The sequence below is a fragment of the Paenibacillus terreus genome, assembly GCF_042138595.1.
Classification (GTDB): domain Bacteria; phylum Bacillota; class Bacilli; order Paenibacillales; family Paenibacillaceae; genus Paenibacillus; species Paenibacillus terreus.
Map to the genome: position 1 here is coordinate 105,546 of NZ_JBHIRX010000010.1, position 25,517 is coordinate 131,062.

A 25,517-nucleotide genomic window follows, 5' to 3' on the forward strand; every position below is an offset into this window, starting at 1 on the left:
TTGTGAAAGGGGCAGACTTTTTTGCAAATAAAAAAGGACCTAAAACGACAAATAAAACATTTGTCATCTTAGATCCTGCCTGCATTACCAGTCACATGTCTAATGGGTTTATTCGTTTGATTGAATTATATATCACGATTATGAAAGCGTCAACATCCACTCTCACGGAAAATATAACCAGATTCTACTTCTTCATCCAAAATGTATTAAGGAACGCCGTCTTGAATCCTGCCTTTACCATATTGCCATGGCTGGTCGAACCGAATTCCACATCGGTATAAACGGTTTTTACACCAAGAGACGCAGCATCGGAAAGTCTTTGCCGCAATAACGCCCCTTGGCATCCCCTGCCTCGATATGCTTCGAACGTATAATCATTCGCGATATATCCCTCCTCGCCATGAAGAAAGAGAGATCCCATGGCTGCAGGCTCCCCGTCTATCCGGAGCATATAATTCAGGAAGCTGGGACTGTAAAGATAGGATTTCGACCGTGCGATCATTTCCTGTGTAAACTGCACACCCTTTTTTGAAAGCTCAATCCATCGAATAAACTCTTCTGCTGTATGCTCCGTTACCCGCTCGATGTGGAAGTTCTGAGCCGATTCAGTTTTTTCCTTTAGGAGATTCACATACATAAAGACAAGCTGCTCGACGGGAATAAACCCTCTGTCGCTTAGTGAACGGGCAACCTCCGCCGTCATATGGTCCGGGGTCATATCAAAACATGGAGATACCTGATAATAGCTCAGCAGCTTATCCAAATCCGGAAGATCCGGCAGCCCAAATCCTTTGATCCGGTTATAATACATTGATGCCGGATCGGTCCGATCCCGCAGCAGAATAGAATTGCCGACACGGAGAACTTCGAGCTGTCTTTCGACAGGAACCAGAGAGCGACTCGCATTCAATTGGGTCAGTTCGAGCTCCATCTTCTCAATTTGTTCCAGGTAGTATGAAGGTTTTCTTTCATTCATGGAGCAGTTCTCCTTTACTGCATTTTGTTGTCGATCCGCTGCATGAACTCCTCAGCGGCACTGTAGCCGTGCTGTTTGAGGTACCAGTTGTTGGCGGCCGCCTCGATCAGACCTGCTACGTCACGTCCCGGTTGAAGCTGGACTTCGATATGGGGAATTTTGATGCCAAGGTATTCCGTGAACTGAGGTTCCAGTTCCAGCTCATTGTTCAGAGAATTCTCCCGCCATGAAGCCAGTTCAATGTCGAGCACAATTCGCGTCTCGTCCTGAAAGGCCCTGCGCCCGTATTGGCGTACGACATTAATCAGGCCGATACTGCGCAGCGAGAGGAATTCGCGGGTGGTTTCGTTATGTGTCCCGAGCAAAGTTGTTGGTCCCAGCTTCTTAAGCACCACAATATCGTCTGCAACGAGCCGATGGCCCCTTCTGATGAGCGTGTGAGCGGTTTCGCTTTTACCGATCCCGGATTTGCCGCGGAGCAGGATGCCAATGCCCGATACATTCACACATACCCCATGGATCGATATCTCCGGAGCAAGTGCCTTGACCAGGTAGCTGTCCAGCTTGGCGATAAACTCCGTTGTCGTCTCCTTTGTCCGCAGCAGCGGAATCCCCTCCTGATCGCAGAACAAGGTAAGATAGGGGATTTCCTGCTGCCCTGATGTCACAATGAAGCATGGCGGATGATATTTGACGATGTTTCCGATATGCAATTTGCGTTCTTCTAAGGTTAATGTCAATAAATAGTTAACTTCCTTACGGCCAAGCACTTGCACCCGCTCCATGGGAAAAAAATCAAAGTAACCCACAAACTCTAGCCCAGGTCTATGCGCCCGGGGACGGGTAATCACACGGTCCATGCGGCTGGCTCCCGCAAGCACTTCCAAATGGAACTTTTCCGTAAGACTTTGCACAGTGATTGTCTTCATGTTGTTCTCCTCCTGCGGCCAAGGCGTTCCTGAAATAAGCTTAAGTTTCAACAACGCGATTTCGGATATATTCAACAACCGGCAGGTCTGTTCCTGCAAAGGTACGTTGCGTATGCCGGGTTAATGAATAAAGACACCCAACTCGGGTGCCTTTTACACATCAGGTCACGTTAACATATTGGAATAGCCGGATGCCAGACGTCCAGTAATTGCCGATTTTTATTTTGTTGCTTTATTCCTTCTTCTGCTTGCATACACAGCAAATAATAGAATAAACCAGAGCGGTGTCAACAATAACGCCGGACGTGTCTCATCAGCAAAGAGCATAACAATCAGAATTAAAGCAAACAACGTCAGGACAGCATAATTAATGAACGGCGTAAACGGTGCTTTGAATTTGGATTGTTCATGTAATTGCGGCTGTGTCTTCTTGTACTTGATATGGCAAATAAGAATGACACCCCAAACCCAAATAAAACAAATGGCGCTAATGGTTGTCACGATGCCAAAGGCTTGCTCCGGAATCAGCTTGCTTAAAAGAGCTCCCACGGAAACGACCAATGTGGATATGAATAATGCATTGCTTGGTACATGATTTTTATTCAATTTGGCTAAATTGGATGGCCCCTGGTTATTCCTGCCTAAATTATATAGAATCCGGCTTGTTGAAAACATTCCGCTGTTACATCCGGAAGCGGCCGAAGTTAATACGACGAAGTTAATAATTCCTGCGGCAACGGGAATCCCCACCAAACTAAACGTTTTAACAAAAGGACTTTCTGCCGCGCTCAGCCCCGTCCATGGGTTAATGCATAACAAGGCAAGCAATGCGCCAATGTAGAAAAATAAAATTCTTAAAGGAATTTTATTAATGGCTGATGGGATATTTTTTTCCGGATTGGATGTTTCCGCCGCCGATACACCCACCACTTCGACACCGACATAGGCAAACACAACCATTTGAAAGGAAAGCAGGAAGCCTGAAATCCCGTTTGGAAATATTCCTCCATATCCCCAAATATTTTTTAATGTAACCTCTCCTGTATTTGTTTTAAATCCCACCACCAGCAATATAATGCCGATGGCAATCAACGCGAGAATCGTCACGACCTTGATTAAAGCAAACCAAAACTCCAATTCTCCAAAGCTTTTAACAGTTAATAAATTGAGTCCCAATAAAATGATCAGGCAAATGATCACAGGTATCCATTGGGGAATATCAAACCAATACTGCACGTATATCCCAACGGCAATAATGTCGGCCATAGCGATCATGATCCAACAAAACCAATAAGTCCATCCGGTTACAAATGCTGCCCTCGGCCCAAGATAATCTTCCGTAATGTCTGTAAAAGACTGATACCCCGCTTTGGACAGCAGAAGCTCTCCCAGCGCTCTCATCACAAAAAAAACGGCGATTCCCACGATGAAATATGCAAAAACAATGGATGGCCCTGCCAGCTGTATCGCTTTGCCTGATCCTAAAAATAATCCGGTACCAATGGTGCCGCCAATGGCAATGAGCTGAACATGCCGATTTTTCAAATTTCTTTTTAATTCTTGTTGTGCCAAAACGGCCCCTCCTAACGTCAAATGAGTTTAACAAATAAAAAAAGAGATTGGACGCGCTCCAATCTCATGGTCATAAGAATAATAAATAAGCTTTGTTATTCTAAGAAATCAGCATAACAAATAGATTACTTAATACTCTTCTGTCCTTTTGCCTGAGATTGTGAACCCTTCGGCGCCGCGGAATTCCCGCGGTCTCTCCAGAAGCTGCTCCTGCTATAGTACGATCCATAGCAATCATAGCCTGCTTATATAAAATTTTATGTGCTTGCTTGTTGCGAAATGCTTTTTTCAATATTAATTCCAGTTAAATAAAATGTCAACAGTGGTAAATTCTATTTTTGATATTCAGCAAACTCAATCCGGTTGCGTCCATTGCTCTTGGCTTGATAAAGCGCCTTGTCTGCTTCAGAAAGGAGTCCCATTACGTACCCTTCAAGATTGTCCGGTATATGGTCAATATCAAAATTTTCAACAGATAATCCCCCCACACTGAGGGTAACGGAAACAGGCTCTTTTTCATGTCCCACCAAGATGTGAGTTGTCTCCACCAATAATCTCACTTGTTCCGCTAATTGTTCAGCTAACCGGTGGTCTGTATCCGGAAAATAGATAATGAATTCCTCTCCGCCGTAACGGATTAGAATATCCGTACTGCGAAGAGCTTGTTTGACCGTCTGGGCAGTACGATAAAGGACTTCGTCCCCTATGACATGTCCAAAGCGGTCATTAATGGCCTTAAAGAAATCAACATCAAACAGGATTAGTGAAAATGGAGTCCTCTCCTGAATATCGGCTTTAATCTGTTGAGTCAGCTGTTCGGTTAGATAATGGCGATTGTAGCAATTTGTCAAGCTGTCCGTAAGCGCCATTTCCTTAAGTTTTTGATTGGCTATGGATAATTCGTTGCGAATGCTGTCAAGAGAATGATTGCGTTCCCGCAGGATTTCATTCTGCCGATTCAGTTCCTTAACAAGATAACGCTCTTGCGATATATCCTGAAACATAAGAATACGGCCGATCTGCATACGGTAAGAGTCAACGATCGGAGAAGCTTGCAATATAAAATGACTCAAGGTATCCTGCTCTACGATAATTTCAATTTGAGATAATATATTATGTTTATACTTGTAATGATCAAGGAACCTCCGGCTGCTGCCCACTATTCGAACAGACCCCAGAAACTTCTCCATATCAAAATAGTCGCCCACATTCACATCCACAAATAACCGTAAGGCTTTGTTGACTTCAATAATGGATTCGTTCTCGTCAACTACCATAATTCCATATGGAATTGTATTGATCACATCTTCATGAGCGATGGAGACAATATCCAGAACATTGTATCTTTTGATGACATACACAAAAAATAAACCGGAAATAAAAATGCCCGCCGAGGTTAACCCCGGAACGATCGGGAGCCACTCCCTTAAGACCACATTAAGAAGCAGGTCCGTTAATGCAAAAGTGGCCAGCACGAAGATTCCCCAGAGCGTGATTTTAACTTGTTTTTTGATGGTTAATATCGTTCTGCAAGAATGGAATGCCCGAAATAAAAAAGAGAGCGAAGCAAAAAAATAGCATAATAAAATGACGATCACAACCCAAAACCATGGACCGTATTCTCTATGTATGTACCCGCCTTCCAGCGGTTTTACGAACAGGCTAAACGGATTCATGACCACGCCGACTGCTGCAACAACAGCGGGGATAGACAGCAAGAGTAATCTCTTTCTTCCCAATTTACTGGCATTTCCAGTAAGAAAGGCTGTTAGAAGAAGCCACCCACTCCCCAGCATCGAGAGCGCGACAAAAGACAGGGTTACATATAACAGCTGTAAATGCCCGTCACGCGTAACACCCGTAGCAAATTGGCACAGCGGCCAAAGCATCATCAGGAAATGGAACAAAAGGTATACTTTACGCATATCGGTTATTGTAACAGTAACAAACACATATACGAATAATGCAAATAACAGGAGGAACAAAGAGAGATCGTACCATACGGATAAGCTCACAAATCTTCTCCTTTTTAATCCGACAAATTCGATAATTTAGATCGATTCTATTATTATAGTATATTCCCTCTAAACAAATATTAAAATAAAATCATAAGATAACTAAAAAAACCACACAATAGGCTTTAACATTGACTCTTTTGCCACCAACAGCAAAAGACCCTTTTGCATGCTGCAGAAGGGTCCGCTGTTACTTTATTAATAGATGATTGTCATGATCTGATCCAATCTCTGAAGACCATACCTATACCTGGGTATTGCGGCTAAATTGATTCACAGCACTGAACAGAGCTTTCACAGATGAGGTCATAATATCAACGTCAATGCCGCAGCCCCAATATACGCTGCCGCCCGGAGCCGTGATGCCGATATAAGAGACAGCCTGTGATTTCGAGCCGGTTTCCAGAGCATGTTCTTTATAGATCAAATCGGTATAATTCAGTCCAAGATCGGTTTGCAGCGCATTGCTGATCGCATCCAGTCTCCCGTTTCCGGTTCCTGTAATCTCCTTGACTTCATTGCCGGTCCGAATCGTGACAATGGTTTGGAAATCTTCATGGTCTGTAGCGCGGTATTTGATAAACTCCACAGGTGTTTGGATATTCACGTATTCCTTCACGAAAATATCGTATATTTCATCAGGCATCAGTTCCTTTTGCTGCTGATCCGATACGTTTTTAACGAAGTATCCGAAATTTTCACGCATTTTCGCCGGGAGATCAAGTCCGTACTTCAACTGCAGCACATATCCGATACCGCCTTTGCCGGACTGGCTGTTAATGCGGATAATATCGCCTTCATACTCCCTGCCGATGTCCTTGGGATCAATCAGCAGATAAGGGACCGACCAGTGCTGAGGGTCCTTTTCCTCGCGCCAGTTCATTCCTTTAGCAATGGCATCCTGATGGGAACCGGAGAACGCAGTGAATACCAGCTCACCTCCGTAAGGATGTCTTTCGCTCACTCTCATTTTCGTCAGTCGTTCATATACGGAGATGATCGCAGGGATGTTCTCAAAATTCAGCTTCGGGTCTACCCCGTGAGAGTACATGTTCAGAGCCAGCGTTACAATGTCTACGTTGCCTGTTCTTTCCCCGTTTCCGAACAAAGTGCCCTCGACGCGCTGCGCTCCGGCCAGCATCCCCAGCTCCGCGTCCGCCACACCTGTTCCTCTGTCGTTGTGCGGATGGAGCGACAAAATCACATGCTCCCGGAAATTCAGGTGCTCGCTCATGTACTCGATCTGGCTGGCATAAACGTGAGGCATCGACATGGATACCGTTGCAGGAAGGTTGATGATGACGGGGTTCTCCGCCGTCGGCTGCCATATGTCGAGCACGCTGTTGCAGATATCCAGCGCAAATTCAATTTCTGTGCCTGTAAAGCTTTCCGGCGAATACTGGAATTGGAAGTTCCCTTCCGTCTCCTCCGCGCACTGCTTCAACAGCCTGGCGCCGCTCAAAGCGATGTCGATAATCTCCTGTTTGGATTTGCGGAATACCTGCTCCCGCTGCGCCACAGAGGTCGAGTTGTACAGATGGACGACAGCCTTTTTCGCGCCCTTCAGCGATTCGAACGTTTTGCGGATGATGTGCTCTCTCGATTGGGTCAGCACCTGGATCGTGACATCATCCGGAATCAAATCCTGCTCGATCAATGTGCGCAAAAAGGCGAACTCCGTTTCCGATGCTGCGGGAAATCCAACTTCGATCTCCTTGAATCCGATGTCTACAAGCAATTTGAAGTATTCCAGCTTTTCCTCCAGATTCATCGGAACGATTAACGCCTGATTGCCGTCGCGAAGGTCGACGCTGCACCAAGTCGGCGCCTCTGTAATATATTCCTTCCGGGTCCAATTCAAGCTTGCCTCCGGCGGCATAAAATATCCTCTGGCGTACTTATTCACGTTTTTCATGGATATCCCTTCCTTTCATCGATTTTCTGTGCCTGGCAGCCAAAGACCGGACACGCAAAAAAAGCCTTTCATCTCCACAACAGAGACGAAAGACTTTGACATCTTACGCGGTACCACTCCGAATTCATGCCATACGCGGCATGCACTCTATGGATACAGGTTTGCACTAACGGACAACCCCGCATCCTCCTGAAGGTAACGGTCAGGCTCCGGCTCCACCTACTTTAAAGAGGTTGTTCAAAAAGTCGTCTTTTTGAACTCACACTTCTAGGGTTCAGCGAGCAACTCCAAGGCGAGTTCCGATCTTCTCCACGGCTGTTTCACACCACCCAACAGCTCTCTGTTCGCTTGGAAAACCGTACTATTCCTTTTCAACGTATTATAATTATTAGGATTAATCTATATCACCTGCACGATGGTGTCAAGTGTTTATTATTTCCTCACTCTGGTAATAGAAACCTCCCCTCCAAGCAACTCGGCTTGAAGAGGAGGTTTGTTTTAGAAAATTAATTATGCTTCTTTCTTCTCAGCAAGAACAGACCAGCAATCAGAATGATGAATCCAGCCAACAGGTAGCTGTACATATTCGTTGCTGTGTTTGGCAGCTTGCTGCCGGTGTCGTCTTTGCGTGTTCCATTGTCGACGTTGTCAGTTCCTTTGTTGACGTTGCCAGCTTCGTTGTTGACGTTGTTGACTACGTTGTCGCCGTTGTCAGCACCGTTGTTAACCTTATCGGCTCCGTCGTTGACATTGTCGGTAACGTTGTTGTCGTTATCGGCTGCATCGTCGATGTTGTCGATAACGTTGTGGTTGTTATCGGCTGCGTCGTCAACGTTGTCGGTAGCGTTGTTGTCGTCATCGGCTTCGACGTTATTGGTTCCATCGTTGACGTTATTAACTTTGTCGTCATCTTTATCGTCTTTGTCGCGGCCACCGGTTCCTTTGTCACCGTTGTCAGCACCGTTGCCACCACCTCCGGTTCCGTTACCGCCGCCACCGGGCACAGGATTTTCAGGCTCGGGCTTGGCAGGTTCGGGTTCAGGATTCACGGGATCAGGGTTCACGGGGTCAGGCCCAGGGTTGACGGGTCCGGTTCCACCGCCACCGCCGCCGGAACTAACCGGCTTCATCGGTACGTTGTATTTTACGATGTCGAAATCGACAGAGATCGTTTCACTCGTATACGTCTCATACCCGGGCTTCGTTACAACCAGATAGTAATCCGTTTCCGGGAATACCATGTACGCATAGAAGCCATTTGCGTCGCTATCCTGCTCCGGACTCTCGTTGTCGTGTGGCGGAAAACTCGGAACCTTAGGAAGCGTTACTTTCGTACCCGGAATGCGCCCGTTATCTATATTCCGTTGCGTATTCGCATAATACAGCGTAACTTTAGCTCCGTCAATTTTCTTGCCGGTGATGGCATCCCCTGTCGTCTCATCATAAACCGTACCGTAAGGGTCGACCAATTCATCTGAAATATTCAGCTCTCCGTTAGCTTTCACGTCCAGCTGTGTCACTTTGAAGAGCAGTTCCTCACCGTTCTCAGCTTTATAGCGAACTTCCATGGTGTACTTCTGCCCGCTCAGCCCTTCTACGGAGAAGGTGCCGTTCGGACCCATCGGAAACGCCTTAGGCTTGCCGTTCTCCTCAATATACTTGCCGTCCTTGTCCTTCAAATAGATATGCATATTGCTGGTAAATGACTCGTTGAATAACTCTTCTGTTCCATCCAGTTGCTTGAAGCGAACGATCCCTACTGCCGTAATGTCCGCAGGAACGGTCTCGTCCTTCACGCTGCTATCTACATTTGCTTTTTGCGTGAACTCGACAGGCACATCCTTCCCGCCTGCCTGATACATCTTCGTATACGTGATCGTATAGTCGGTATCCGCCTCGGCAGGAATTGAATATTCACCCTTCTCATCCGTCCAAATCTCATACGTTTCGTTGGTCTTCTTGTTAGTCACGATGATTTTCGCATTCGGAATGATTTCTCCTGTGTTGTTGTCACGCAGCAAACCTTCCAGATACGGGCGGGTATTGACAAAGTGTGCTTCCGCCGCTATTTTCTCCGGAATGGTACCTGTGCGAACGAGACTTTCATCCGTCACATAGCCGTCCTGCGTATAATCATCCTGGGTCACCATATACTCGAGATACGTCGGAAGTCCTTGCACAACGAACGTCTGGCCGTCTGTAAGCTCGAAGGTCTCTCCGCTCTTGATCATGCCCGTGCCGCCGTCCGACTTCTTATAGGCATAGGATTTGTCCGCTCCCTCGCCTGTGAAGGTGATCGTGTACTTGAACAGCTTTTTCTTGTCATCGTCCTTGCCTTTAACCGTGTTGCTGATGAGCAGGTCTCCCTCTATGAGTCGTATGTTCGTAAATGGGGCAACTTCATCATTGCCCTCCATAACTCCGGTATAGTACCGCTCCTGAGGAGTAGTCACGTATTCATCAGTTGTGTAGTCTGTCTGGGTAACTGTGTATTTCAGATTCTTGGGCAGATCCAAAATATCCAGTGTCTCTCCATCCTTCAGCTTGAAGGTGCCGCCGGACTTGATCGTGCCCTTGCTGCCGTCCGACTTCTCGTAAGAGTAGCTTCCATCCTTGCCTGCATCCTCAAAGCTGACAGCATACTCGAACTCCTTCGTCTTGTCGGCCCCGTTGCCCATGACCGTATTGCTGACGGTCAGCTTGCTAACGATCCGTTCATTGATGAAGTCCGCCTTGTGATCGCCTTTATCCACAATTGTGCCGGACAGTTCCCTTGTCTCCGGCTTAGTCGTATAACCGTCAACGGTCGTATAATCGCCCTCGGTTATGGAATAGACCAGATTTGCAGGCAACATCGGCAGTATCACAGTTTGCCCGTGTTTGAGGGTAATCTTGTCACCGCTCTTGATCTTGCCAGACGTATTATCTGACTTCTGATAGATGTACTCTCCATCCTTGCCCTCGCCATTGAAGGTCACGGTGTACTCGAACGCTTTGTCTGGATCACTGCCGTTGCCTTCCACCTTATTGGTGATGGTCAGCTTTCCTCGGGCCGGTGTAGGCACGATCAGCGGATTAATGCTATCTACCAGGTCGCCGTCCACCCAGATAGGGTTAAATGGCGTACTAGACACACGTACGTTATAAACTCGCTCGGTAGGCAGATAGGTCGTCTCGTCGATCCAGGTTTCCTTCAGATCGTAAAGTCCTACCTCGACGTTAAAAATCAGCTCGCCTTTGCTGTCGGTAATTCCCTTGATCGGATCGCCCTTCTTGTCAAGAGCTACCGAACCGTCCTTGTTGTACAGCGTAAACTCGACGCCCTGCAGCGGCTTGCCGTCCGGATCGACCTTTTTCAGCTTCAGAATAGGCTGCCATCCGGCACCGCCACTAATGTCCGCATTTTCTACCGTGTATTCCGCATGGCTGCTGACATCCTTGGCGGCATCATCGCCCATGATCTGCACATTGTTGCCTGCCTTGTCGCCAACGCCGAGTACAGTGCCGTCGATCTCAGTCTGGTAGACGAACAGATACAACTTGTTCGGGTTCGTCATCTTGAAGGTCAGAGTCGTTGTCCCGTCTGCCTCCTTGTTCGCCGTTACCTTAACCTCGCTGTCAGGAGCGTACAGATCGAGAGCCTCTCCGTCTTTGGCCAAAGCTCCGCTAGCCGTTAGCTTGGCAGGATAGACCGCCATATCGGGAGCACGGAGAGAGAGCCGATCAAATTCGTCATTGCGCAGTTTAAGTCCCTTGCCTAATGTATCCTGCAAATAGGCGGTATCCTTCACTGTAAATGGCGTAGCATATTCCACGGTCCACTCCAGCACGCCAGGGGCTGCTTTTTTTACTGTTTTGTTCATGGATTTTGACGGGGGAACGATGACTTTGCGCTGGACGGGCGTCTGGTTATCCCGCTCGACGTTGACTACCGTATCCTCGTCCCCCCATTTGATGCGCAGCTCTGCCTTGTTATATACCGTCTTTTCTGTCTGGCCGGCATCGGCATATTGCTTGAGGGTTGCCGCCGTTGGACCCGCCTTTACCAAAATCACATATGGCTGTGCCAACTTCGTAAAGCTAAACGTCCCCACGTTGCCAGCGGCAGAAAAGCTTACCAGATTCTCGGGATCGGGAATAGGTGCAACAGGTGCAGTAGCGTCAACCCTTAACCCATAATCGGCTCTTGCTCCTTTATAAATCTCAAACGCTTTTCCCTCGGAATAAGGCTTAAACTCCCAGCCCTCGGGCAGGTTGTCGATCACTTGAATATTTTGTGCGACATGCGTGCCGCCATGCTTGGCCATTTCCTCGGTATTGATTCCGTTAGCGTTGACCGACAAACGGAATGTCACCGTGTTGGTCGCCCGGTCATAGGCCGCTCTCGTCCAATAGTCTTTTTCATTTCCGGAGTAGATAAAACTGTTGACCTGATTTGGAGTAACATTATCTTCCACGCCGGTTGCCGGGTTCACCGGTTTTGCGGCAAAGAGCATCCCCTTGGTCAGCATACCGCTGTTGAAAGCGTTATTGTTCGAACCTGTGCCCATTACATAAGCTCCATCGTCGAACAGAGATACCTGATTGTAAAAATTACTCCCGAAATTGTGTGCAAAATGCCTCCAGTTCGTCAAGAAAGTATTAAAGGTGTACGTATATACCTTCTCTCCGGTTGTAAAACCGGTGACGGACAGGATGTCGGCGACTGCCTTGCCATTTTGGGAAATGGTGTAGACTTTGTCGGTTAACCCATCAGCGGAGGCAAAGGAATCTGGCTTATACCGCTGCCAGTATCTTGGATTTGCCGCATTTTTGGTTCGTATTGCTGTCAAGAGTGCCGGGTCGATGGACGGGCTGACCGTAACGTTATTCCAGTCAATGTCGCTTCCATCTCCGTACACGAGCAGATCATAGATGTTGCCGTCCGGCATCGCGTCCAGCGGCTTAAAGGTCACCTTCCATCCTAAAGTGCCGGATGTCAAATCGCCGCCGTTGGCCGTCTTGCTCAGGCTATTGGTCGCTTTGTTGACCGTTGCCTGATCTGTTACCCCGATGTCGTTGTTTTGTCCGTTGCCATCCGCCTGATCCAGATTCCACTTGGCGGTCGCCGAGTTAACAAAACTGGTTTGAGCGCCTGTAATGTCTGTGACAATGATTAGCCTCACCGGGCCGTTCACATTTCCGAAGGAGTAGGCATTGTCTGCGGGCTTCGTCGTAATCGTATTTATGTCCGACCATACATCTGCTTCAAACTTCTGAAACGTTGCCGATTTGAAGGTGAGCCCGGTAGGGATGACATCCGTTATTACCAAGTCTTGCAGAGGCTTCCTGTTGTATTTGCCATTATGGTTAACCGTAATGGTCCATGAGATGGTGTTATCCTTGTAGTTCTGGACGCCGTCCTTCTGAATCCAGACGGGCTTGAGCGCAACTGTCCACTGATCACTTTTTGTCAGCTCCGTATTGTCCGATTCCGATTTCAACAATTTTACTGCACTTGTTTCCGTACCATTGCTTACTTGCTGTGTTCTGGCGAAGTCCCAGCCACTATCATTATATCGATACTGTGCGTAATATTTTTCCTTCGGAATCCAAGTTTCGAAGATGACAGTTGCCGTATTGCCGATACCGTCAGGGAAGGTGTAGGTCAGCTCGCCCCCGTTATAGGTCGGCGTTGCTCCTACCACAACATTGTTGTTGGCATCCTTTATCTCGAAGGAGCCTGTCACATACTTGCCGACATCAGTCAGATTATTGGAAAATACAGTTCCGTCCAGAGGCAGTTTGATGTTGACGTCGTCCATGTCAGTTGCGGTGACGATCGCTTGCCATTTAACTTTGCCCGCTTGAAAATCGGCGTCGGATATCTCGACCCTGCCTCGTGGCTGTGTATAGGTAACAAAGCTGTCCGTGTTACTGTTCGAGCGCAAGCTGATGTTGTACTTCGCTGTAACTTTCGGATTTTCCAGCATATAGCCACTCCCGAAAATGCTGAGGGGCTTGTTCGTGCCGTAGTCCATGCCGTTCACATCGGCCTTCGCAGTGGTGTCAAAGTTGAAGGCAACGTCTCTCCCCTGGAGGAACAAGCTCTCATCGCCGTCAAAAACGACCTTAATGCTGGTCTCGGTGAAATAGGCGGTGCCCAGCTTGTAGTTTTGCCCAAACAGAGTGACGTTCAGAACTTTTGTGGCACTCGTCAAGGTTATACCCTGAAAATAATCCGCTTGCTTCAACTCAATGAAGTCGCCTTTTTGGATGTAAGTGTCTGGATCGTTCGGATCCGCGTCATTATCGCTCCGCATCGGCACACGGAGATTTTTCGACGTGATTGTAAAAGTCTGTCTACCGTTGATTTTGTCGACGATCGGGTCGTAGCCAGGGGCTGTAGTAGATTTTATCTCACGCGAAGGAGTCCCTTGGGTAACCGTCAGCGGAAAGGGCCAATCATTAGCCGCTTTAAGCACCACCGTTTTGTCCAGCGGATCTGCCGCGATCACTGCCAAATTCATTGGCGGAGCGTATACTACCTCAGGCACTGAGGGTGGTTCGTCTGACGGCGGTTCGCCCGGCGCGTCATACACCGCCTCAGATACCGACGATGGTTCGCTCGCTCCCGTCTCGGAACCTTCTGGCACGCTTTCCGCATATGCAACAAAAGAGAACGTCACCGTCTGCAAGACAAGCAAAACTGCCAGGCAGAGAGATAGCATAGTTTTACCTATACTGCGTTTTTGTTTCAAACAAGTTTCTCCTCCATACCCGAAATTTTTGGCGACATCGAGTTCATCTACCCGATATAACCGCTAAAGCGAATAGACATATGCTATTTGCTTGGTCCTAGCGGCCCTTTATACCATCGAAATTTTGCGAAGTTCCAAATGAATGGATAAGTGCCGTAGGCGTGCAGGCCGTTGATCAAACTTAGTACTTTCTTCCCTCCTTTCACTCATTTTCGCCACCCACAAACCGCAAAATGGCATAATACGCCAAATTAACACTGCGTATTTCATTATTATATTACGATCGACCTATACAAAATCTCGACAACGCAGGGAATTATAGCTTATTCGGCCTATTTTCAAACGCGGAAAATCCCCGGCTGGAACATAAATTCAACGAGGGCACCCCGTCTCCTTCGAATTGGTAGGCGAATAGATCCAGGTATTCAATCAGATTATTCTTTAAATTTAAACTAAACGGCCTGCGTAATAGTTATCGGTAAAGGTTGAACGGCTCTTTAGATTTTTTTCTCCAGGGGATGATTAGATAGGGTTGTATGACCTTGTGCCTGTTAAGGATTGTGTGAGGGGGTCTAACTGTTATGTTGAACAGTCCGTTTTAAGGGCCATCCTTTGTGGATGGCCCTTGCTTACACCATGGGGCAAATCGCAGCAGCTGCGTCTTACCTTCACATTGAAACGGGTAAATCGCATTCGATGAAATTCGATGGTATTTAAACATATTTATCGATTCTTTATCATATTTCCAATTTTTTAAGATCATTTCCGCCAAGTCTTCGTTGTTAAAAAGGTATTTCAACTTTAACACAAGACATCAGGCTCCCATCTTTGATTATTTTCAAGCGGAACTACATTGGCGAATCCCGGATTTAGCTGTGCTGGCATTTTTGAGCGCAAAAAGACCGCAGGCTTTGTCTGCGGTCTACTTAATCCTCTCTTGTACAGGAAAAATGAGCAGTGAAGTCCCCAATAAGTAGCAGACCAAGTGTCTGCCTTAATATTCAGTTATGAACCACCATAATATCAACTGTTGTTGTAATAGCCCGGCGTTTCATGCCGCTCACTCCCTTCAAAGAAACTTAATTTTATCATACCCCAGATTGTTTATGGATACAATTACCAAACGCTCTGCTGTTTTTTAAGGGGCGGAGACAAATGTATTGAGGATATTAAAAAAGCCCTATAAAATGCAGGGCTAACTCGTTACAAGATTTATTTATCTTCTAAGACTCTCTATCAGGATAACGTCCACCGTATGCATTTGGACTAACGGCATCAATGCGAACCAAATCCTCAGCAGTAAGTTGAATATCAACAGCCTCAACATTTTCCTCTAGATATTTCCGGCGTTTCGTTCCTGGAATCGGCAGCGTGCCTTTAGCTATTGTCCAAGCTATTGCCAGTTGTGCAACCGTGCAGTTCTTCTCTTTGGCGATTTCCCCAAGTTTGTCCACGATGTCAACATTTTTTTGGAAGTTTTCACCTTGGAAACGCGGCAAAAATCTGCGCATATCATCAGCTTTAAAATCCTCGTAGTTACGAATCTCACCGGTAATGAATCCTCTACTAAGGGGGCTGTAAGCTACAAATGTGATTCCCAGTTCTTTGAGGGCAGGCAGAATTTCTTCTTCAACATCCCGACTCCAAAGGGAGTATTCCGTTTGCAATGCAGAAATGGGATGTACCGCATGTGCCCGGCGAATGGTAGATGCATCTGCTTCAGAAAGACCAAGATAACGCACTTTCCCTGCCTTTACAAGATCAGCCATCGCACCAACCGTCTCTTCAATTGGGACATTAGGATCCACTCGGTGCTGATAATACAGGTCGACATAATCGAGGCCAAGACGTCTCAGGCTCTCGTCGATTGCTGTCTTTACATAGTCAGGGTGCCCACCGATGAATTCCCAATTGGGTCCAAATGTAAACTTGGTAGCGACAATGGCCTGCTCTCTTCGCCCCTTCAAAGCTTTGCCTAAAAGTTCCTCATTATGCCCGTTGCCATACGTATCAGCGGTATCAAGCAACGTTACTCCAAGATCCAGGGCTCGATGAATGGTCTGAATGGACTCTTCATCATTTATGGTGCCATAAATGCCCGGAGACATTCCCATTGCACCCAATCCAATAGAAGAAACGACAAGCTCACTGTGACCAAGTTTCTGCGTTTTCATTGTAATAGCCCTCTCTTCAAGTTAGTTGCTTCGAGGTATATCGTAGCACACATCATTTGCACAGTAAACACTTTATATATTTTTTGTCTATTTTGTATGGAGTTTATATGCTTAATCAAAATTCAGGTTATAATAGAAACAAGGGGGTCATCAGTTGAACAACCATAAATCGGATAAAAAATACGAGACACGAGCTAAGCTTATTTATAAGCTGCTCCCTTATTTACGGAAAAATGGACTTCAATCCGTTCGGATGGACGAAATTGCAAAAGTGATGGAGATCAGCAGAGCAACTTTATATAAGTATTTCTCGACAAAAGACGAAATTATCGGCTTCATCGTAGATGGTTTTATTGAATACATGAATGAACAGACTATCTATCCGTTGGATTCGGATCAAAGTTTCGGCACTCGATTCCAGCAAATATTCGAGCAATCCGTCTCGCTTGTCGAATATTTTACGGATATCTTCTTAAAAGAACTCGAAACCAGCTACCCGGACCGGTATGATCGATTGAATGAAGCCATGAAGCAGCGAGAACAGCTGGTATTGGCTTTCTACGAAGAAGGGACTCAAAAAGGGATTTTTAATGACATCAACGGCAAGCTGTTAATTAAGCAGGATGAGATTTTAAGGGGAATGTTCAATGTCAAATATTTAATGACGAATCAGTTAACTGTTCAGCAAATTTTAATTGATTATTACAAATTAAAGAAAATTCAGTTATTTAAACCCGAAAAACTTTCAGCCATTGATGATGCAATCATGATGCCAAAAATTGAGCATTTGACTCAAAAGATTACCAAAAACCTTTTTTGACAGTCATTTCATATATGCCGGTTAACGCAACAAGGCTGCCGATTCATGTCCGGCAGCCTTGTTGAAGTTGTTTTTATGAGACTTCTTTTAAATTCGATTAATCCTTTATTTCTGTAGGTGTTACATCCCACGATAAGACAACCTCAATTGTTATTTGCCTTCAGATCCCGGTAAATAAGATTGGGCACGAAATTTATATAAAAAAGCTCCGCAATCAGTTCAATTACCGTTTGAGTTACGATCACAGACGCTGCTATTGCAGCCATTTCTCCTGGTAGGGTAAGGGCAAGGGGAAGTACAACAAGGGAATTGCGAGTTCCTGCACTGAAAATAAGTGCTCTTCCGTCTGATGGGCCTATACGAAAAATAAATGCTATTGTTCGTGCAATTACTGGTGAAACGATATGGAATAATACATAAATCGGTATTACAGCAATAATCACATTAAAATCCTTTACAACCCTGTCAATCTGAGAACCTACCACCAGAAAGAGCACAAGTGCCATAAGCGGAACAGGCAACCATGCTGTAAAATCCAGTATTTTAAAGCCGCGAGCACTTTTTTTAGCTAAAAATTGGAAAGCTAATGCAAACAATAATGGGACAATAATTAAATAAACAAATGCTTCAATAAATGGACCCATTCTCACGATTTGAGAAGCCTCTGTACCAATAAACAACCAAAGATAAAAAGGCAGCATGATCATTTGGACAACAAAAAGCAATGGAGTGGACGCAAGAATTAACTTTTCATTCCCTTTGCCCAATTGAGTAAAAACAATAACATAATCTATACATGGAGTCAGAAGTACCAGACAAACTCCAATCAAAACGGGGCCTGGCTGAGGAAAAACCTTTATTAATAAGAATACAAGCAAGGGAACTAAAATAAAGTTCACAAGCAGTAAGGCCCCTATGAAGCGTCCATTAGAGAGTGCTTCCCTCAGTTTAAGAAATGGAATTTGACAAAACATACTGAACAGCAGGACAGCAATCATAAAGGATACCAAGGGTTCCAGAAAGCCACCTGCTCGGGGGCTCACCAAACCTGCGATCCCTCCAACAATTAAGGCTGCTGCATACACGCCAATTTGTTTTTGTTCTAAGTTCTCCCTTGAAATCACCTGCCCACTCTCCCCTTTTTATCATCTTTGCAATGTTATCTCAAATACTTCTCCTGCTCCTTTATCACCTGCTCAATCCCCAACAGAATCAGCTTCAAGCCGAACTCGAACGCCTTGTCGGTCCCCATCAGCTCGAACACCCCGCTCTTGAACATCCTCCGGAACAGTCCCGCTTCCGTCTCGCTCATGGAGTCCAGCAGGCGGATCATCTCCTCGCTCGGAAGCGCTGCTGCTCCCTCGTCCTTAAGGATCGCGGAGATATTGCGCTCATGCTGATAATCGTCTAGGACAAAATAGTAGACATAGTTCACAAACGTAGTAACCACCTGCATTTTCTGCTCCTGGTCAAGCGGCGTCGATTCCACGCAGAGCATCATCCGGTTGGTAAACCGGATGATGTCCGGTTCATGAGGCAGCGTCATCATCATGAGCTGTGTGGAGCAGGGATATCGACTGAGCACGCTCCGTATCGTTCCCGCAAGCCCTGTCAATTGCTCCTTCCAGTCTCCCTCGGAGTGGAACTCCTCCAGAATGATTTTTGAGATCTGATTAGCCAGACGCTGGTAGAGATTCTGCTTGCTTTTGAAATACCAGTATAGAGAGGGAGCCTGAATCCCCAGCCGGTCGGCCAGTCGTCTCATGCTAAATTTCTCGATCCCCCCCTCCCTCAGAAGCTCCCAAGAAGCTTCGAGAATCTTTTCCTCCGAAATCTGAGGCTGCTGTTTTTTCATTGGTATCCGTCCTTTTATCTAACAGTGTAAGTTTATGCTTTACAGGTTCATAAGTTCATGATATCATCTAACACTGTAAGGTTCAATCTAACACCGTTAGATAACATACAAAATAAATACAGAAAGTAGTGACCCGCATGGATACAGAAAACCTTCATTACTTTGAAAAAGCACCGGTCGCAAAAGCCGTAGCTCACTTCGCTGTACCGATGATGCTAGGCACGTCAATGAGTGTCATATATTCCATTTTGAATGCCTATTTCCTTGGTACACTGGGCAATACTGCCGTATTAACCGCACTAGCACTAACTTTGCCGTTATTCGCGATCATTATGGCGTTAGGCAACTTGATAGGCATGGGCAGCGGTACATTCATTTCCCGTTTGCTGGGTGAGAAAAAAAATGATGATGTAAAGCATGTGTCTTCATTCGCCTTTTACAGCAGTTTGGTTCTCGGTCTTATCGTGATGGCCATTGGTCTTCCGTTGATCGACCCAATCGTTCAAGGCCTGGGGGCAACGCCTGACTCCTTCGGATTTACAAAGGACTATGTCAAGATTATGCTTATAGGTTCACCATTTGTCGTATTATTCTTCACGCTGGAGAATATCGTGCGCTCGGAGGGTGCAGCAATCACGTCGATGATCGGTATGATTCTCAGTGTTGTCGTGAATATTATTCTCGATGCGCTGGTCATCTTCGTCTTCCACTGGGGCGTGATCGGCGTTGCGTCGGCTACGGTCATTTCTAATTTGGTTGCGAGCATATTCTACGCCTTCCATATGAGATATAAGAGCCAATTCCTAACCATCTCCGTAAAATGGTTCAAGGCTACCAGGGACATTCTGAGCAATGTATTCAAAATCGGTATTCCCGTCTTTATTATGAGTATTTTCCTGGGTGCAATGTCGCTCATCCTTAATCATTTTCTGGTGGAATATGGGGATCGAGCTGTAGCGGCTTATGGAATATCTTCGCGTTTATTGCAATTTCCTGAGTTTATTCTGATGGGCTTGTGCGAGGGAGTCGTACCGTTGATTGCCTTCACTTTTACAGCGAATAGATTAAGAATGAAGCAAACCATTGGATTCACGATCAAAGCGATTGCGGTGTTAGCTGTCGTGTTCGGTGTTATCGTCTATCTGATTTCCGACCACTTGATCGGTTTATTTACGAATGACCCGCAATTAATTGAAATGGGCAGCTATATTTTACATGTGACGTTCTTATCCCTGTTCATTTCAGGAACGACTACGTTGTTTACGGGCATCTTCCAGGCAACAGCGCAAGGAACCGCTGCTTTTATGATGTCAATTATCCAAGGAGTTACTCTGATTCCTGTGTTGTTTATCGCTAATCGTATGAACGGCTTCCATGGGGTGGTCTGGTCGCTCGTCATTGCGGATGTCGTTGCCTTCCTTGTCGGAGCCATCATGCTGTATGTTCTGCGGAACAAATTGCAGCCGGAAATGGATAGTTTAGTGCAGTAGAAAAAATATAACACGCAGGAAGGATCAGGCCCCTGATCCTTCCTTTTTTGGCGATGCTTGCTTCATGAAAACCCCAGTAAATTTTGACAATTAAAGTGAGAGGGTGGTAGATTCTATGTATACTAATTCTTTAATTTGGGTGGGCTATGAGAAAAAAACTACAAATTTACATATCGTCTACTTACTACGATCTTATTGAGGAAAGACATACCGCTGTCGAAGCCATACTTCAAGCCGGTCATATCCCTGCCGGGGTCGAGCAATCTTTCAAGGAAAGTCCAGTGAAAATCAGGAAGAGATGGATCGACGAGTCCGATGTGTATATCCTGATTCTCGGAGGATTCTATGGCTTAACGCTTCCTGATGATGAATCCAAGAGCTATACGCAATGGGAGTACGAGTATGCCGGAGAAGCGGGCAAACCCAGATTTGCTTTTGTTGTCACGGATGAAGCATTAAGACAAAAGCCATACGACTTCACAGCAATTGAATACTATCAGGAGTTTCAAGAGTTTAAGCAAGCGGTCATGGAACAAGTCCCTATCTATTATGTTGAAGATGTACAGCACATTAAAATGGTACTTCGTGACCAATTGCCGGTGTATGCGGCAAGAGACGATTTGTATGGCTGGGTTTCCGGCAAGGATGTCCCGGACGTTCAAAAGCTGTTGGAAGAGAATGCAAGATTAAAGGCGGAGCTGGAGAAAAAGAAATGAAAGAAGAGCTGGCACAATTGGGCACAACCAGCTCCTTTCTTCCGTCTCCGTATCAAATATTCTCTTGCTTTAATGCATCAATAATATTTTCCTTTTTTAGTTTCGCGCCGGAATAAACAATCGCGGAACTGACAATGACAAATACGGCGACAATGACAGACAGAATGCTCATCCAGGGCAGGGTGAACCCGTAGCTGAATTTGTTCGCGAATGCTCTATAGATCAGAACCATCACGGCGAAACTGACGGGAAGCCCGAACAACAGCGACTTTACCCCATAAAAAACACTTTCATAGTTCATCATTTTCGCAAAGCCTTTTGGTGTCATGCCTACGGATTTCAGCATCGCAAATTCCCGTTTGCGAAGAGCCAAGCCCGTCGAGATCGTATTAAAAATGTTCGCAACGGAAATCGCAGAGATTAATACGATAAAACCGTAAGAAAAGACGGACATCAATAGAATCTGTTGTTCTTCCCTTTTTCTGGATTGATATACATTGTAGACATTCAGATTGGTCTCATTCATCTCTTCAATTTCCTGCTGCGTTCTCATCGGTTCCGTGCTTTTCAAATGGAGGTACGTCGAAGCGTTAGCCAGGTCCTCGTCATCTGCCAGTCGATTCATGACGCGTTCCGACACGATCATATTTAACCCGCCTACGCCTGTCGGGTTCATGCCCATCGGGGCTTGATCCGTCAATGCGGCAACGGTCACTTTGTCTGCCTTCGTTTCTTCCCCCTTCTCTTTATAGAAGTTCGTTAGCTCAATACTTTGACCGACATTCGTATATATGGCCTTCGTCTGAATATATTTCCCCGTGTCCATATCTTTGTAATGAATCGTATCCATCACGATCGCGGCGGGATGATCCGGATCCGTAAGCTGCTCGTAATCTGCGCCAACTGCTCTGGCATAGGCTTGCAGACTCGAATCGTTCAACGCATGCATTTTAATATCGTAAGGGTATTTCCCGTCTTGCAGTATACTCTTATCCTGCTTAACCTTCTCTTGCAATTCATCGGCGATGCTCGCTGCATCGATCCAAGCGCTCTTATATAACTCGCGAATCACGTTGTATTCCGTGACGCCATCCAGAGATACAATCGATTGCATTAATGAGTCATCTATTCTTTTTCCATTGCTGTAATACACATCAATATCGTAATTGACACCTTCCCGCGACAGTTCCAGGGATTGTGTCATGCCTGCCGTAAAAAACGATACCGTCAAAAACAAAACGATGCTGATGACAAGCGAAAAAAGAATAGCATGATATCTCCGTTTGTTCCTTTTTAAGTTTTTCAGCCCGATTTCCGCTTCGATCCCGAAGAGCTTGCGAATGATCTTTGACGTTTTCACAGCTTTAGCCGTAAGCTTTACGTCGGTGGTTTGGCGAATCGCGTCCATGGCAGATACCCTGGATGCCTTGATCGCCGGAAGATACGTCGAAACGAAAATTGTCAGCAGCGAAACAAAACAAGTAATCAAGAGCGATAACGGTGTGACGATGAGCCTCAGCTTTTCACTGGTCCATAATACTCCTTCAATCATCGTGTTCATGAACCAAAAGGTGATCCCAATTCCGGCAAGACCGCATAGAATGCCAATGGGAATGCTGATCAAGCCAATGACGAACCCTTCAAAAAGCACTGAATTTCGCTTCTGGCTTTTCGTAGCCCCCACGCTCGCGAGCATCCCTAAATGACGGGAACGTTCCGAGACGGATATCGCAAAAGCGTTATAGATGAGCGCAACCGAGCCAATCATAATGACCCCCATAATGATCGCCGATAATGAGAACATCATGCTGGATGAAGCTCCGCTGCTGGACAAGCCATAATAATGAAGCAAATCATTATTGTATTGGACGGTTTCAATTTGGTTTTTCTCAGCCAGCTCCTCCGCATGCGCGAACAAGAACGGATTGACTCGCTGCAAGACCACCGACGCATCGACTCGGTCGTTACCCCCAATGATAGGATCATCGACATAGCTAATGACCGTATAACCCGGAGCCACAGCCGTCTCCCATACGGGACGCTTGATGAAGCCTACCACCGTATAATCCTTTATCTTGATATGCTGCAGCGTTTCGGTCAATTTGCCATCTTTCCAACGCAGCGGTTCGGTCTGATCCAGGGGATGATCGCCCCCTTGTTCGAATCGTTCACCGACGCGAAGGGTTAGACGATCTCCGATCTCGTACTTCACTTTGGCGTTCGTTGCAACGGGCTCGGAGATGACAACTTCCTTGTCCGTATGCGGAAGACGTCCCTTGCTTAGTTCTATCTGAAATTGTGCGAAGCCTTGTGTATCATACTCCTTGATGAACAAGTACGGCTTATTGGGACTTTGTCCCCCTTCTAATGGGGCATAACCAAGGTCTCTTGTGATCGCAACGGTTTTGGTTGCGTCATCGCCCTGTATCGCCGCAAGCTGTTCTTTGGTTACATCTTGATATTGGACATGCCACTCCCCTGTATCTGCGATGGCTTGTCTGATCATTAAATCCGCAAAGGAAAAAACAAGCGTAGAGACTGCGGTCACCATGGCGACCGAAATGATGACGCCGATGATGGTTACAAGCGTTCGTCTCTTGTTCTGCTTCAGATGCCGGATGGTTAATGTATTGACAATATTCATCGCCTGATCACCTCGTCTTTGGCAATCCTCCCGTCTTCAATCGAAATGATCCTGTCGGCTTGCAGGGCGATCCGTTCGTCATGCGTAATCACGATCAGCGTCTGATGATAGGTCTTATTCAGTATTTTTAATAAGTCGACGATCTCGCTGCTATTTTTGCTGTCCAGATTCCCGGTCGGTTCGTCGGCCAGCATGATCGCAGGATTGCCGATGAGCGCCCTGCCGATCGAGACACGCTGCTGCTGTCCGCCGGATAGCTGGTTCGGCAGGTGATTTAATCGATGCTGCAAATTCAACGTATTCACAAGGCCAGCTAATTGCTTTTGATCTATCTTTTGGCGATCCAGCAAGAGCGGCAGCGTAATATTCTCTTCCACCGTCAGGACAGGAATCAGATTGAAAAACTGATAGATCAGGCCGATTTGCCTGCGTCTGAAGATGGCCAGCTGCGTTTCGTTCAAGGCATACATGTCCGTATCCTGCACATAAACTTTCCCGCCAGTCGGCCGGTCCACGCCGCCCAGCAAATGAAGAAGCGTCGATTTCCCCGATCCGGACGGGCCGATAATCGCGACAAATTCGCCTTTTTGGACCGAAAAGGAAACATCGTCAAGCGCCTTCACCGCCGATTCGCCTGTGCCGTATATTTTAGACAAATGCTCAATTTTTAAAATTTCCATGGTTATCCCTCCTCCCCTCAATACTCAATTCCAGGTATATACCATCTCTCTATATCCAACATCCCAAAGGGTTTCATTCCCCTCAGTAGTTATCGTAAGCTCATTGGCCTGGGGGAGATAAATGATCCTCATATCCGGCTCATGGAGCTGATCTTCAGTGGATACGGACAGGAACTCCTGCCCGTCAACGGTAACCTTGATGCTGCCCTGGAAATCCTTCTGATCAGGAATTCCATAATTCAGGCTAAGATATAACTCCTTATTGCCTAACGTATACGTGTACGTTTCCTGCTTGTTACCTTCGATGCCATACACATTATATTGGGGTTCCACCTCTTGACCGCCAATCTTAAGACTGCTCGGTTTGGTTCCCGTTATTGTATTCCCGGTACTATCCTTCAAATCGTTGATCGCCACAAAGGGGCCAATTTCTTTGGTGAACATCTGGTCAATCATCCCGAAGCCCCCCCACACGCCGAGCATCAAGACAGCACTGGCAATACCCGTGACAGCAATATTTCTCCAGTTGTTTTTTGTACGAAAGCCAAGCTTGTACGCTCCGAATCCGATGGCAGCACCCAATGAGTTCTGGATGACGTCGTTAATATCAAAGCTGCCGAGGAAAGTTAGTGCCTGAATGGTCTCCACCACAAGAATGGACAGGATGAACAAAGTCATAAAGCGAACAAAGCTCGTTCGATATAACAACGGAATCAATATGCCAAAAGGGATAAAGGCTGCGATGTTCCCGAGACCCACAAGATCCATCAGCGTGGGATGCAGAATATCGGATAGACCCGGCACCCTAAAAAAAGCGTCCGGCAAAAAAATAAAGGTGTACTCCCTGATTCGATCTGCACTATCCGTTCTGCCGAAAGCGAAAAACCAAAAATAAATAATTAAAAGGGTATAGAATATAGTGATTGCATAAATCGTCTTACGCTGTTGCTTCAAATGCATGCTCTTACCTCCATCGTTCATCTGATGAATA

15 protein-coding genes, 1 riboswitch and 1 other annotated feature are annotated in these 25,517 nt (G+C 46.2%); of the genes, 3 read left to right on the forward strand and 12 right to left on the reverse strand.

Annotated elements, in window-relative coordinates:
- Window positions 1–184: 184 nt before the first annotated feature.
- The 7 genes from ACE5KN_RS18405 to ACE5KN_RS18435 form a co-directional block, all read right to left on the reverse strand.
- A complete protein-coding gene (locus ACE5KN_RS18405; protein ID WP_375526002.1) occupies window positions 185–976 on the reverse strand; it encodes a GNAT family N-acetyltransferase in 792 nt (263 codons plus the stop codon).
- A 14-nt stretch (window positions 977–990) separates the two neighbouring features.
- Entirely contained in the window at window positions 991–1,905 is a 915-nt protein-coding gene (gene hprK, locus ACE5KN_RS18410; RefSeq protein ID WP_375526001.1) for an HPr(Ser) kinase/phosphatase, read from the reverse strand.
- A gap of 219 nt (window positions 1,906–2,124) precedes the next feature.
- Window positions 2,125–3,477 (reverse strand): amino acid permease, encoded by a 1,353-nt coding sequence (locus tag ACE5KN_RS18415; RefSeq protein WP_375526000.1) that lies wholly within the window; start codon window positions 3,475–3,477, stop codon window positions 2,125–2,127.
- A 130-nt stretch (window positions 3,478–3,607) separates the two neighbouring features.
- Window positions 3,608–3,688, reverse strand: a riboswitch (glycine riboswitch).
- 121 nt (window positions 3,689–3,809) lie between these two features.
- Window positions 3,810–5,492, reverse strand: coding sequence for a histidine kinase N-terminal 7TM domain-containing diguanylate cyclase (locus ACE5KN_RS18420; RefSeq protein WP_375525999.1), 1,683 nt, complete (start codon window positions 5,490–5,492; stop codon window positions 3,810–3,812).
- A 244-nt stretch (window positions 5,493–5,736) separates the two neighbouring features.
- Window positions 5,737–7,407 (reverse strand): 2-isopropylmalate synthase, encoded by a 1,671-nt coding sequence (gene leuA / locus ACE5KN_RS18425; RefSeq protein ID WP_375525998.1) that lies wholly within the window; start codon window positions 7,405–7,407, stop codon window positions 5,737–5,739.
- Between the two features lie 78 nt (window positions 7,408–7,485).
- Window positions 7,486–7,791 (reverse strand) — a binding site (T-box leader).
- 122 nt (window positions 7,792–7,913) lie between these two features.
- The gene (locus ACE5KN_RS18430) at window positions 7,914–14,147 is read right to left on the reverse strand and encodes a DUF7601 domain-containing protein (protein WP_375525997.1); all 6,234 of its coding nucleotides are present in this window, start codon (window positions 14,145–14,147) and stop codon (window positions 7,914–7,916) included.
- A 1,223-nt stretch (window positions 14,148–15,370) separates the two neighbouring features.
- Window positions 15,371–16,321: an aldo/keto reductase gene (locus tag ACE5KN_RS18435; protein WP_375525996.1), complete on the reverse strand. Its 951-nt coding sequence runs from the start codon at window positions 16,319–16,321 to the stop codon at window positions 15,371–15,373.
- 154 nt (window positions 16,322–16,475) lie between these two features.
- On the opposite strand from ACE5KN_RS18435, the gene ACE5KN_RS18440 reads away from it, so the two are divergent.
- Complete coding sequence (locus ACE5KN_RS18440) at window positions 16,476–17,141, forward strand: TetR/AcrR family transcriptional regulator (protein WP_375525995.1); 666 nt, start codon at window positions 16,476–16,478, stop codon at window positions 17,139–17,141.
- Between the two features lie 143 nt (window positions 17,142–17,284).
- Here the strand turns inward: ACE5KN_RS18440 and ACE5KN_RS18445 are convergent, their stop codons facing one another.
- Together ACE5KN_RS18445 and ACE5KN_RS18450 are read right to left on the reverse strand one after the other, a co-directional pair.
- Complete coding sequence (locus ACE5KN_RS18445; protein WP_375525994.1) at window positions 17,285–18,265, reverse strand: arsenic resistance protein; 981 nt, start codon at window positions 18,263–18,265, stop codon at window positions 17,285–17,287.
- A gap of 35 nt (window positions 18,266–18,300) precedes the next feature.
- Window positions 18,301–18,996 carry a TetR/AcrR family transcriptional regulator gene (locus ACE5KN_RS18450; RefSeq protein WP_375525993.1) on the reverse strand — a complete coding sequence of 232 codons (696 nt, stop codon included), beginning with the start codon at window positions 18,994–18,996 and terminating at the stop codon, window positions 18,301–18,303.
- A 137-nt stretch (window positions 18,997–19,133) separates the two neighbouring features.
- Between ACE5KN_RS18450 and ACE5KN_RS18455 the strand changes: the two genes are divergently transcribed.
- Both ACE5KN_RS18455 and ACE5KN_RS18460 read left to right on the forward strand, forming a co-directional pair.
- Window positions 19,134–20,486, forward strand: coding sequence for an MATE family efflux transporter (locus tag ACE5KN_RS18455; RefSeq protein ID WP_375525992.1), 1,353 nt, complete (start codon window positions 19,134–19,136; stop codon window positions 20,484–20,486).
- Between the two features lie 146 nt (window positions 20,487–20,632).
- A complete protein-coding gene (locus ACE5KN_RS18460) occupies window positions 20,633–21,202 on the forward strand; it encodes a DUF4062 domain-containing protein (RefSeq protein ID WP_375525991.1) in 570 nt (189 codons plus the stop codon).
- 52 nt (window positions 21,203–21,254) lie between these two features.
- Here ACE5KN_RS18460 and ACE5KN_RS18465 read toward each other — a convergent pair whose 3' ends face one another.
- The 3 genes from ACE5KN_RS18465 to ACE5KN_RS18475 are packed head-to-tail and all read right to left on the reverse strand — an operon-like array spanning window position 21,255 to window position 25,486.
- The gene (locus ACE5KN_RS18465) at window positions 21,255–23,846 is read right to left on the reverse strand and encodes an ABC transporter permease (protein WP_375525990.1); all 2,592 of its coding nucleotides are present in this window, start codon (window positions 23,844–23,846) and stop codon (window positions 21,255–21,257) included.
- Window positions 23,843–24,526 carry an ABC transporter ATP-binding protein gene (locus ACE5KN_RS18470; protein ID WP_375525989.1) on the reverse strand — a complete coding sequence of 228 codons (684 nt, stop codon included), beginning with the start codon at window positions 24,524–24,526 and terminating at the stop codon, window positions 23,843–23,845. Before ACE5KN_RS18470 ends, ACE5KN_RS18465 begins: the two co-directional genes overlap by 4 nt.
- A gap of 24 nt (window positions 24,527–24,550) precedes the next feature.
- Window positions 24,551–25,486: a VanZ family protein gene (locus tag ACE5KN_RS18475; protein WP_375525988.1), complete on the reverse strand. Its 936-nt coding sequence runs from the start codon at window positions 25,484–25,486 to the stop codon at window positions 24,551–24,553.
- Window positions 25,487–25,517: the final 31 nt, after the last annotated feature.